Source organism: Ignavibacteriales bacterium (genome assembly GCA_026390595.1).
Lineage (GTDB): Bacteria > Bacteroidota > Ignavibacteria > UBA10030 > UBA10030 > UBA9647.
In genome coordinates, this window is record JAPLFQ010000024.1 from 55331 (window position 1) to 67839 (window position 12509).

Here is a 12509-nt window from a genome sequence, read left to right on the forward strand (position 1 = left end):
ACTATTTCCGACCGCGAAGTCCCCCCCCGGAAAGCCATCCAATCAGTGAAGAATTTCGCGGTTCAGTTCTCCGGCGAATACAGGCTGGCGGATTTCAGTCACTATGATCTTGTGATCATGGATCCCGACCAATCCCGCAACAGGGAAGCCGATTCACTTGCGGTCCGGAAGATACTGCCCGTTGCCTATCTGAACATCGGCGAGGCCGAAGAATACCGCTGGTATTATTCGGATATCAAGCATGAATGGCTGCTGGGAAAGAATCCAAACTGGGAAGGCCATTTCTACATTGACGTGAATAATCCTGATTGGCAGAAGCTTGTCCTTGACAAGATCCTGCCGAGGATATACCGCTCGGAGTACGCCGGCGTGTTTCTCGACATGATCGACATCGCCAGCCCGGAGCTCTATCCGGCAAGCCGGGAAGGTGTGATAAAGCTGATCTCCAGGATTCGATCGGCCTATCCCGACAAGATCATTCTGCTGAACAACGGGTTGTTTCTTGCTGGGAGCGTGAACGAAATCATAGACGGGATCTGTGTCGAAAGTGTGTTTGCCACGTACGATTTCGGCACGAAGAAGTACTTCCTTCGTCCTGAGGCAGAGTCTGTACCGCGCGCCAAAGAGCTTCAGGAGCTTCAGAGTCGGCTGAAGACCAGAATCTTTGTCATCGACTATGCTGTACAGGGTGATACGGCTACGCAGTCGTTTGTGCGTACCAGGGCGCTTGAGTACGGTCTCACGCCGTTTGTCAAATCGCCAGTGAAGGAATCAGTCAAGACCGTGATTACCGAGAAGATTATTGATTGCAGCCTTGAAACAATGAAGGACGTGCGACGGTGGATCGTGGATGTTCTCTCGGCACAGGCCGTGCCTGAGGATGTCCTCAGCGACGTGGTCCTCGCATCCAGTGAAGCCGTGACGAACGCCGTTGTCCATGGTTACGAAGAGACACGCAGGGGTCGGGTGGATTTGAAGATACAGATCTCGGACAGTTCTGTCTCGCTGACAATCCGGGACTATGGTTCGGGTCTCGGACGGAAACCGTATGCGCCGCCCGACACTTCACTTCCCCACGAAGGCGGGTACGGTGTCTATCTTCTTCACTCGCTCATGGATGAAGTCGAAATAGTATCGCTCGACAAAGGAACAGAGGTTCGGATGCAGAAGGTGATCAAACCGGATACGAAATCATGACGGATGTCTGCCTCATACTGGAAGGGACATATCCTTTCAAGACCGGCGGCGTGACGACCTGGATACGCGCTCTTGTCAACGGTCTTCCAGATATAGCGTTTTCCGTCGCTCATATCTACCATGGGGAAATGCCGACGCTTCCAAAGGTACCGGTTCCCCAGAACCTGAAGACCATCGCGCTCATTCCATTGAACGAAATGGAATCTGCGGTATCGATGTCTGATTTGGTCGACCTGCTGCCGGAAGCGAGACTCTATCACTCGCTCTCCACCGGTTTCGCGGGACTCCTCGGAACGGAAATGAAGCGCCGCAGCGGCCTTCCGTTCGTCCTCACTGAACACGGGATCTACTGGCACGAAGTCTCTCTGGGGGCCGATGAACTTGAATGCGGTTTCAAGATCGTCAATACAGAAAACGGTGAACTGCAGTTGGGACGAACCTGGGAGACATGGCGCCAGACGTTTGAGGACTTCGCCCGGCAGGCGTATGCATCGGCGGACGTCATCACGACAGTATGCTCGTTCAATCAATCATTGCAGCGCTCTCTCGGTGCGCCTGAGGCCAGGATGCAGGTCATTTCGAATGGTGTTGATGTTTCCCGAAACGGCGCGCACGCTTCCGTCGGAAAGAAATCAGACGGGAAGATACGGATTGCCCTGGTTGGCCGGGTGACTCCGATCAAGGATGTCAAAACGTTCATCCGTGCTGCCGCAGTTGTGAAAGAACGAATTCCCCGAACGGAGTTTCTGGTCATCGGTCCGCTTGATCACGATGCCCGCTACACGGCGGAGTGCATGGAACTCGCGGAACGTCTCCATCTGGACACGCTCGAGTTTACGGGCGAAGCTGACATGGCGAACCACTATTCAGCGATCGATATCACGGTGTTGACGAGCATCAGCGAAGCGCAGCCGTACGCGGTCCTCGAGTCCTTTGCTCATGGCATACCAGTCGTCGTAACGGATGTCGGCGGTTGCCCCGAGCTTGTGAATGGGCACGGGACTTCGAAGAGCCGAGCTGGCACGCTCTGCCCGGTCGGAGATCACATGCGGATTGCAGAGGCGATTATCGAACTGAGCACCAACACGTCGCTCTATCAAGAGTATGCGCTGGAAGGGCTGAGGCGCGCAAAAGAGCTGTATGCAGAGAAGCCCGTGATCGCATCATACAGCCGCATTTATGAACGTCTGCTGAAAGAATAGGAACGATGCCATGAAAATTCTCGTCACCGGCGGGGCAGGTTTCATTGGAAGCAATATCGTTGAGCACTTTCACCAGACAGACGAGGTTGTCGTGCTTGACAATCTGCGGTCAGGGTTTGAACGCAATCTCGCCCCATTCCGGGTCACGTTCATACACGGAAGCGTGACCGATCGGTCTGCGGTTGAACAGGCCGCACGGGGGGTGGACTACATCTTTCACCTCGCAGCGATGGTCAGTGTTCCGGAGTCGGTTGAAAACCCGCGGGAGACTGTTGACATCAACGTGCACGGAACGCTGAATGTCCTCGAAGCAGCAAGAACGCACGGAGTGAAGAAGGTCGTCATTTCATCATCTGCGGCAATCTACGGTGACAACCCGGTTGTGCCGAAAGTCGAATCGATGATCCCGGAGCCGAAGAGTCCGTACGCGGTCACGAAGCTTGACGCCGAGTACTACGCAAAGATGTACACCAATGAATTTGCCACGCCTGTTGTGTGTCTCCGGTATTTCAATGTTTTTGGTCCGAGACAGAATCCGAAGTCGCAATACGCTGCTGCTGTCCCGATCATTATCGACAAGGCACTGCGAAACCAGGACATAACGATCTACGGCGATGGCGAACAGACGAGGGACTTTGTGTTTGTGAAGGACGTGGTGGCCGCGAATGTCCTCGCGGCGCGTTCGGCTGCAACCGGTGTCTACAACATCGCGTGCGGAGGCAGAATCACGATCAATGACCTTGCGAAGACCATCATCGCTCTGACGAAGTCTTCGTCCGCCATCGTCTACGCGGCGGAACGGGCTGGTGACGTGAAACACTCGCAGGCCGATATCGGACGCGCCGTCGGAATCGGCTTTCAGCCGAAGTACACGCTTGAAACAGGATTGAACCCCACGATCGAATACCTCACCAGCAAACTATGACGAACGGCAGGCTTTCTGTCCTCCTGCTGACAGAAGGCACATATCCGTATGCCGGCGGCGGGGTGAGCACCTGGTGCGATTTGCTTTGCCGCGAACTGAGCGACGTTGATTTCTTTGTTGTCGCAGTCACAGGCACACCGATCGCCGCCCTGAAGTACAAGATCCCGGAAAATGTCCAGTATGTGCGTCAGGTTCCATTGTGGGGAAGCGAGGAACCGTCTGAGTACGTGCGTCCTGACACCGCTTTCGCGGACGTCTATCTCAATCGGGTCGAAACGACGCCGCAGGTAATCCGGCACTTGTTTATCCCGGTCTTCGAGAAATTCCTTCGTGAAATGTTCTCCGCCGCGTCTCTCAAGTCGCTCGATCCGAACGTCATCCATCAGCTGTACCGCTATTTCCAGCAGTACGAGTACAAGCGCACGATTCAGTCGCCGCAAGTGTGGAAGACGTTTCTGGGGACCATACAGCATCAATGTGAGATTTCCAGCGTCCCGGATGAAGAGCGCCCGACACTCTTCGATCTGACAACCGCGATGCGATGGCTCTATAACTACCTGATGCCGCTCAATGCGTTCGTGCCGAAAACCGATCTTGCTCATGCGACGATCGCGGGCGTTTCCAATCTTCCTGCGATTGCTGCCAAACTGGAGTATGGCACGCCGATTATCGTGACCGATCACGGCATCTATATCCGCGAGCGGTATATCGCCATTTCGGCAGGGAAGTTCACGCCGTTCGCGAAACGGTTCATGGTGAATTTGTCTTCCTACGCGACGCGACTGCTGTATTCGACGGCGGACCAGATTTCACCGGTCTGCAACTACAACCATCGCTGGGAAACCCGCTTCGACGCCGATGCAGCCCGGATCAAGACGATCTACAACGGTATCGATCCGGCGATCTTCGTCCCGAAAGAGAAACCCGAAAAAACGCGAAACCGTCCGACGGTTGTTGCCGCCGCGAGGATTTTCCCGCTGAAGGACATCGAAACGATGATCCGTTCATGTTCGGTTGTCCGCGAACACATACCCGATGTTCAGTACATTGTGTACGGCCCTTTCGATGTCGACCCCCCGTATACAAAGCGTTGCGTGGACCTGATCAGTGAGCTGCAGCTTCACGAGAATTTCCGGTTTGCGGGTTTCCACAGCAAACCCCATGAGTTGTATCATGAAGGAGACATCAGCATCCTCTCGAGCATTTCCGAAGGATTTCCCTATACGGTACTCGAATCGATGGCATGTGCACGCCCCGTTGTCGCAACGGACGTCGGAGGTGTGCGCGAAGCACTCGAAGGTTTCGGTTTCATCGTCAAGCCCAGGGATGCTCAGGCTTTGGGGGAGGGCGTCATCAAGCTGCTTCAGGATCACGAACTCCGGGAACGGCTCGGCACGATGGGAAGGGAGCAGGTCCTCTTGCGCTTCAGGAACTCTCAGACCATGAATACCTACCGAAAGTCGTACGCGAGCCTTTCCCTGGCTGCTGCGCAAACGGTAATCCCCAATTAATGGCTTCAATGTTGATACCAGGATCGTTATCGACAGCACGAACGACATAGCGACGCAATCACCGGCCGACGTTTCAGCTGCGATCTCTGCGAATGAACGCGGTGACATTGCCTTGACCATCGAACACGAGCTTGAAGCCGTGGCAGTCGATGTTCGCGGAATCATCGGCAAGCCCGTCGATTCCTAGGCTGTTGCCGCTGCTTTGGAGAGTCTCGGATTCCGGGACGTCGATGCGCGTGACCGATTCAAGAAGAAGAACGTGTTCGATCTGGCCGAGGTTGTGTACGCTTTCATCCTCGACAAGAAAATTGGCGCTCACAAGAAGCAGGAAAAAGTCAGACGGAAGAAGAAGCTCACGGAAAAGATACTCCGCTTTTTCCGCTACTATGGTGAAGGTGCAGTGACCGCGATGCCGATGATAGGCCAGATTGTGTGCATCCTGGTTCTCAGGTATTCTCTGTGGGCGTGGGTTGATTTTACGGAGGCTCAGGCCACGATTGTGGCGCTCGGAACCCTCCTCAGTTTCATCGTCACAGGCGGGTTCATCCAGAGCATCGGCCGGGAAGGAATACGTCTCGTAGGAAGCGAAAACTATTTTCTTGCTGAGAAGATCTGCTGGAAGCTTGTCGCACAAGGAACGTTCACCGTCCTTGGTGTCGCAATCGCGATATTCCTCGCCAATCTGGTGATCCCTCTGTACGACACCAGGCTCACGCTCGTCAGCCTGATGTACTACGTGCTTCTCTCCGAAATCTGGTTGTATTCATCTGTGGCGGTCGTTCTGAGCCGCCCGATGTCCGTTCTTGCCGTCACGTTGGCGGGGGTCGTACCGGTCTATTGTATCATGGAGTACACCTCGCTCGGCATTTACCTCGCCCATTGGAGCGGCATGGGTTTCGCGCTCATCCTGATCATGCTCTACACGATGATTGTCTTTCGGCGAACAGCGGAAAGCACGATTCCGGAGTTGAAATCGGGCAGGCTTCCCAAACCCTCCGTCCGTGCCTATCTCATTGCCCCCTATTTCGTGTACGGGGTATTTTATTTCCTCAATATTTTCATAGATCGGTTTGTCAGCTGGTCGGCTCCGAGTCCAGAGCCACCGCCGTATATGTTCTGGTTCCGCACCTCGTATGAATTGGGGCTGGACTGGGCCTTGATTTCGCTTGTCTTCACGCTCGCGTTGCTGGAGTATATCATTCACGAGTTTTCTCATTTTCAGATCCCGGCTCAAAAGGCGGTGAAGTGCGTCCGGGTAGAGGACTATATCGGGTTCTTCAGACGATTCTATAGAAAATTTCTCTTCCTCGTCGCCGTGGTTGCCGTCATTGATATTCTCGTGACCTATTTTGGTGTGATGTATTTCCGGCAATTCAGCGAAATCAAGGAGGTCCGCGAATTCTTCAGCAGCCCGACGACGTATCTCGTTTTCTACGCTGCTTCCGTCGGATACCTTCTTATCGCCATCGGACTCTATAATGGTTTATTCTTCTTCACGTTGTCGCGGCCGGAGTTTGTTCTGCGGTCGATTATCCCCGCGACCGCGGTCAATCTGCTGGTTGCCCTGATAGCAAGCAGATGCATTCATTATGAATATGGAGTCCTGGGATTGGTCGCCGGAGGCGCCACGTTTGCGGTGCTTTCCACGCGTTACGCGCAGGAATTTTTCCGCAACCTTGACTATTACTACTACGCGGCGTACTAGTGTTGTGTCATGGAGATACTTGGAAAGACAACCCAATGATTCTACAAAACGCCGGATCACTTCTTCGGGCAAGCATCAGGTGTTGACCGAATACCATAATTTGCTCGTCAGCGGGGTCATCAGGATCCTCATAGGGTGTGCTGTGCTCTTTGGCCTCGTGCCTCGGCTCCTGCTGCCGTCGATTTTTGCTGATCAACCATGGCGTCGACGAGCCGCGGGTTTTCTCATCGCGGGCACCCTCGTTGTCGTGACTGCTCACCTGCTCGTGCTTGCGACGATGTACGACGGTGTTGCCCTTGCCACGGTCTGCCTGGGAATGTTGGTAGTGCGTGTGTGGTATTCGGTTTCCCGCCGATCGGTGCACGGTTTTGAGAGCCTTTTCTCGAATCTCCTTCGAATGCTGGACGTTGTATCATGGACGTATTGTAAGGAGTGGGGAAGACGCTGGTTCAAGTCTGTGGGGGAACGCATCGATGCTTTCCACGTACTTTCTGTGGTTGTCCTCGCAGCCGTCATCGCTGCGACGGGGCTTATTCGATTGGTGCCGGTGTGGAGTCACGCCGCCCCATTCTCCATCGAATACTATGAGACCCTCGAACAGGTCAAACGTCTTCAGATTAACCAGATGTACGGCGGTGGATATCGCGTGCCGTTGGGGCTCGCCATGCTCGCACAGACATTAAGCTTCTTGTCGCAGGTGAATATAGCGATCGTTCTTCATTTCCTCGGGGCGGTATCGTCCATGATGCTGGCCGGTTCAATTGCGTATGTGGTGTACCGTGCCACGTCGTCTTTGCAGGGCTCAATCATCGGGGCGGCTCTTTTTGGTTTGTCCAGCAATTTCCTGCCGATGGATTTGCGCCATCAGGTGGAAGCGGATAGTCTCGTGCTTGCGAGCGCATTTCTGCTGCCGTCGTTGTCACTCTTTGCAGAGTATTGCGTCGAGCCGCAGCTCCGTACGCTTGCCGCTGCAATCGCCGGCCTGTTCTGTGCGCTGACTATCAGCCTGTTTGTCGGGACCTTCGCTCTGGTCGGGGTATTCATCATTCTTATCGGCGCATTGTTTTTCGCATACCGGCTACCGTGGCTGCGCGGCACACGGCTGTTGGCGATGATCGGCGTCGCGGTCGCGCTGTTGATCGGGGGCGCACTCTTCGTGAGAGCACTGCAGGGATATGAGGGATTCAAGAACACGGTGCAAGTGCTCATGTATGACCAGCATGTCAACAGGTACTTTTCATTGTACGAGGGTTTGCCGCATCTCTTCGTGTTGATGAGTGCAGTGCTCTTCGGTGTCACGATGCTTCTCAGCGTATGCCGTTTCTCGGAGAAGTCGCTCCATCTCCAATTGTTTTCGTGGGGGGCTCTCGGCATTGCGCTTCTGCTTCTCGCCCAATACCTTCCTGAAGAATGGGCTGCTGCTGTCCCATTCAGTCAAATCTGTTTCCTTCTGTCGGTCGTGACGGCAATAACCTTCGGGATCACCGTGGGATGGGGCATCAGGTTTGGGAACGAAGCGCTGGGGCATCTTCGGGCCCGTGGGTGGATGAGAGACTCCTGGCGGCTGCTGGTACTCGGAGCCGCACTCTGTTGTCTATGGCTCTACTCGCCGGCGCAGCGGGTGACATTTGAATACACTGCAGAACCCGATGGTTTCGCGAAAAGCCTCTATCTCATCGAACAGAAATACATGCCGTATCAGTGGACGGTGGTTTCACACCGGGGAACCGCTCTAAGCGGGATGAACCGCGGCCGATTTCTCGATTACGGATATTTCTACAGCAGCTTCGATCCGGAAACTTACAAGCATGGGACGAAGGGGGCAGTCCCGACGCCGTTGCTCTTTATCTTTGTCGAACGAACACACGAGAAATCGAATATTGCCACTGAGTTGGCCACTGTGAACATTGGTTCAGCTGCAAACATCAAGCACTGGCTGGATACATATCAGAAAAACCATTATGATCTTAAGGTCTTCTACAGCGACGAGGAAGTAATCGTCTACAAGCTTGAAGACATGACCGTCAACGCGCTGAGAGGATAGCGTGCCGACGAAATCCGACGTGAATCCCTATGATGGTTAGCTCGCTTCTGAAAAAGCAGCTCACGGCGTTCTTGAGCAGCGTGAGCAAACACAACAGCGTCGCCTTCTGTCTGACGGATGCGCTGCTGCAGCCTGTTGTGAGCACGGAGAATTTCCATCCTGAGAGTCTTGCACGATCTGCGGCATCCGGTGGAAGGCTGTTGAAAACCGGCTCCGGCAACAAGGAGGTTTCGTTGAGGCTCTTTGCAGAGAAAGCAGCTGGATGCCCGGACACGGTGATGGTGGAAGCCGTTGTTGATCTCGCGGCGGACGGGATCGGATACTTCGTCAAGAGCGAAGCGGAGATCCAGACGCTTTCGGAAGAACTGCTGGAACGGTACCAGGAACTCCACGTTTTGTATGATGTGATCGAAGATGTAAGCACAGTGTTTGACAAGAATGAGATTTGCAGAATAATCCTGGCAAAGGCAGTTCATTCGCTCAACGTCGGTTTCGGCACGGTGGTGCTGATGGACGGAACCGGCCTGGCGATTCAGGCCAGGGAAACCGACCCGAAATCGACATTGGCTTTCAGTGAGGATGATTGCCTTTCCTATGCGAGAGATATCGTCTCGAGCAGAAAACATCTGATCCTCGAGCGAACGGAGCAGAACAACCAATCTGTCCTCGGTGTGCCTATCGATGTCGATAACAGGGCAATCGGCGCCATCGTCCTCCTTGCCAAAACCGGCGGAGAGATGTTCACGTCCGGCGACCGGATTTCGCTGACCGCGTTGGCCGGCTATCTCGGTGTTGCTGTGAACACGGCCCGTCTGGTGGCGGAAGCGCGCGAGGCAGAAGGGCTTCGGCACGAAATTGAATTTGCCCAGCAAATTCAGCAGAGCCTCCTGCCGGATCGTGTTCCGGAATTCGCGAGGCTCGATGTCGCAGCACTCTGCCTCCCCTCAGCCCAGGTCGGCGGAGACCTCTTCGGATTCATCAAGCTGGATTCTCAACAGTGGGCGCTTATCGTAGCTGATGTTGCGGGGCATGGCCTGGGTGCGGCATTCATCATGGCATCGTTGCGAAGCATTCTCAGGTCAGAGGCCAAACCCGGAGTCAGCGCGGCCGACATCCTCAAGAACTCGAACAACCTGCTCAATGAGGACACGCGCGGAAACGATGTCTTCGCGACGGTATTCGTTGGATTGTATTCCGAGGAGGATAATTCTCTCAGGTATTCAAACGCCGGACATCCCCCGGCGCTTCTGTGGAAGGCGGCGACACAGGAGTTTCTCGAATTGGCAGAGGGGGGAGTTGTCCTCGGCCTTTTCAGTGATGAGACGTACGAAGAAAAACTCACGCACCTTCAAACGGACGATATCCTCGTGCTGTTCACGGATGGAATTGTAGAATCAAAGAGTGACGACGGGCTTCTCTATGGTGACGACCGGTTGCGGGACGTCATCAAAACCAACGCGAGGTCGTCATCAGAAGAACTGATGAAGGCAATCCTTGAATCGGTTGACCGGTTTCGGAACGGCGCCCGCCAGCGTGATGATGTGACGATACTCATTTTCAAATCTCGATAAGGGAGTTCCAGAAGCCATGGCCGGGAAATCAATACTCATTGTCGATGATGACAGCACCATACGAAGACTGCTGATGTATCATCTGGAAAAAGCCGGATATGATGTTTCCATTGCGGAAGACGGTGTCGAAGGACTGGCGAAAGTCGAAAGCCTGAGGCCAAACGTCGTTGTCACGGACCTTATGATGGCCTTCAAGGACGGGTTCGAACTGGCGCGCGATATCCGGAGCCGCAAGGAGTTCGATGAGATCGCCATTATCGTCCTCACCGCCCGTGACCACCTGAGCGACGTCGACGAGCTGCTTGCGTCGGGGGTCAATTGCGTGATGAAGAAACCATTCAATCCACAAGAGCTGACCAAAACAGTACGGGAGCTCACCGGGGAAAAGTAGTTGCTTCGATTCGGACCACTATGTTCGACAACATGTTTTCAAAAAAACCGCAAGTAAAGCCGGCACGTCCTGAGAGCGATTTCTGGCGCAGAGTGGCGTTGTTGCCATTAGAGAGCCAGTCCGCCGAGGCGTCATACAAATTTTTGCTCAATGTGCTCGACGGCATACTCATAAGTCCGGCCTACTATGTCTACGTCGTATCATCAGGCGGTGATGTTCTTGGCCTTGAACATATGGACCTTCGGCTCGATCGTCCGGAGTCTGCGAAAGCCCTGGGAAAGGACCCTGACCTGATCGAGCTGCTCCAGAGCCCGGAAGCGCAGTTGCGGTTCGACCCCGATTTCAAGACACTTCGGTTTGTCGAAGTTTGGGCCGGTTCATTTCTCAATCTTCCGCTCATCGGCCATGACGGAAAGTATGTCGGGAGCATATTTGCGGGGCCGGCATTGGCCCGTCCGTTTGACAAAACGGCCGCCGCCCTGCTCAAAGACTACTCGCTCGCGATGGGTGCGAGCGTCCAGAAGATTCGCTCAATCACGAGGCTTCAGGAGGATCTTCGGATCGCGGCCACACGCGCTCGTGTCACGCAGAGGGTGCTCGGATCAGCGCTTGAGGTGGATCGGTTTGTCTCGTTGCTCCTGGATCTTGCCCTGACCGCAAGCAAGACGGAGGCCGGGTTCGTTGCCATAGCAGGGAACGATATGCTGACGGTCCGGGCATCGAAAAACCTTCCCGATGCGTTCCTCTCGCAAATCAATCTTTCTTCGGAGGGAGGCCTTTTTGAATGGTCGCTGGATGCGGACGACGTTCTGATACTGCAGGATTTCGAGTTCATCGCGAAGTTCGGCATTCGATCGATTCTTGCCGTACCTCTCGTCGAAAACAAACAGCTTCACGGTGTTTTTGCACTCATCAACTTCGCATCGAGCAAAACGTTCGAAGAGCAGAGTCTGACGATACTCAGAAGCTTCTGTGACCAGATCAAACTCGTCATACAGAATTCCAAGTTGTTTGAGGATTTTACCCAGAGTTATCTTGGTACCCTGAAGGCGTTGAGCGAATCCTACGATGTGCGATCACCCTACGGAGCGGGCCACTCGCACAAGGTTGCTGCAACGGCATTGGAAATCGGGAAGGCGCTTGGCCTGAAAACAGAGGACCTCGGCCATCTCGAGCTGGCGGCACGCATACACGATGTAGGCATGTGCGGTGTCGTTGAGATCAAGACGGGCTTCCGTGCCGATTTCAATCATCCCACCATCGGAGCAAGCCTGGTGGAGGTCCTGCCGATCTCTTCCGATGTCACCGAGGCCATCCGGACGCACCACGAATGGTATGACGGCTGGGGATATCCGGAAGGATTGAAAGGGGAGGCGATTCCACTGCTCGGAAGAATCCTTGCTGTTGCGGAATATTATGAAGAAATTCAGTCAGGGGATCTTCAGGAAAAACTTCGAACGCCTGAAGCGATGGACGAAGAATTTGATACCCGCAGCGGAACGCAGTTCGACCCCAGGGTTATTGGTGCATTGAAACAGATTCTGCAGAAGCGCTGAGCACACACCGGGACGCATCCGAAGTGCCATCGGCAGCTTTGAATTGAACAATCGAGGAACATCATGGAATTCACCGCACACCAACAAGGAGACGTCGCGATCGTCGTTCTCCATGGAGAACTTGACGTTGCGCTTGCTCCTCGGCTGAAAGCCTTGCTGAAGGATACCATTGAACAGGGGAACAAGAAGATCGTCGTCGATATGAAGAACGTTCTCTTTGTCGACAGCTCCTGCCTCGGCGTCATGGTCAATGCACACAAATTGGCCGTCTCCCTTCACGCGGCGATAAAATTCGCCCAATCAAGCGAGCAGGTGCGGAAGATTTTCGAATTGACGCGGACGGACAAACACCTTTCTTTTCATGCGACAATCGATGAAGCAATAAAAAGCTTTGAGTCGTGATCAGA

The 12509-nt window shown here is 54.2% G+C and carries 10 protein-coding genes; all 10 read left to right on the forward strand.

Translation table 11 applies throughout. From position 1 onward, the window contains the following. Nucleotides 1-45 precede the first annotated feature (45 nt). The 10 genes from NTU47_13555 to NTU47_13600 all read left to right on the forward strand — a co-directional run bounded on the left by NTU47_13555 (nt 46) and on the right by NTU47_13600 (nt 12504). On the forward strand, nt 46-1197 hold the full coding sequence (locus tag NTU47_13555) for an ATP-binding protein (protein ID MCX6134833.1): 1152 nt from the start codon (nt 46-48) through the stop codon (nt 1195-1197). Next, nucleotides 1194-2399, forward strand: a complete 1206-nt coding sequence (gene pelF, locus NTU47_13560; GenBank protein ID MCX6134834.1) for a GT4 family glycosyltransferase PelF — start codon at nt 1194-1196, stop codon at nt 2397-2399. The genes NTU47_13555 and pelF (NTU47_13560) overlap by 4 nt, the downstream gene beginning before the upstream one ends. 10 nt (nt 2400-2409) lie before the next feature. Further along, the gene (locus NTU47_13565) at nt 2410-3324 is read left to right on the forward strand and encodes an NAD-dependent epimerase/dehydratase family protein (protein ID MCX6134835.1); all 915 of its coding nucleotides are present in this window, start codon (nt 2410-2412) and stop codon (nt 3322-3324) included. Continuing rightward, on the forward strand, nt 3321-4835 hold the full coding sequence (gene pelF / locus NTU47_13570; GenBank protein MCX6134836.1) for a GT4 family glycosyltransferase PelF: 1515 nt from the start codon (nt 3321-3323) through the stop codon (nt 4833-4835). The genes NTU47_13565 and pelF (NTU47_13570) overlap by 4 nt, the downstream gene beginning before the upstream one ends. Nucleotides 4836-5094: 259 nt before the next feature. Further along, a complete protein-coding gene (locus tag NTU47_13575) occupies nt 5095-6540 on the forward strand; it encodes a hypothetical protein (protein ID MCX6134837.1) in 1446 nt (481 codons plus the stop codon). Nucleotides 6541-6559: 19 nt separating this feature from the next. Then, nucleotides 6560-8584, forward strand: a complete 2025-nt coding sequence (locus NTU47_13580; GenBank protein MCX6134838.1) for a hypothetical protein — start codon at nt 6560-6562, stop codon at nt 8582-8584. 29 nt (nt 8585-8613) lie between these two features. After that, nucleotides 8614-10155, forward strand: coding sequence for a SpoIIE family protein phosphatase (locus tag NTU47_13585; GenBank protein ID MCX6134839.1), 1542 nt, complete (start codon nt 8614-8616; stop codon nt 10153-10155). Between the two features lie 16 nt (nt 10156-10171). Beyond that, nucleotides 10172-10546: a response regulator transcription factor gene (locus NTU47_13590; GenBank protein MCX6134840.1), complete on the forward strand. Its 375-nt coding sequence runs from the start codon at nt 10172-10174 to the stop codon at nt 10544-10546. 101 nt (nt 10547-10647) lie between these two features. Beyond that, nucleotides 10648-12102, forward strand: coding sequence for a GAF domain-containing protein (locus tag NTU47_13595; protein MCX6134841.1), 1455 nt, complete (start codon nt 10648-10650; stop codon nt 12100-12102). Nucleotides 12103-12165: 63 nt separating this feature from the next. Further along, on the forward strand, nt 12166-12504 hold the full coding sequence (locus NTU47_13600) for an STAS domain-containing protein (GenBank protein MCX6134842.1): 339 nt from the start codon (nt 12166-12168) through the stop codon (nt 12502-12504). Nucleotides 12505-12509 lie beyond the last annotated feature (5 nt).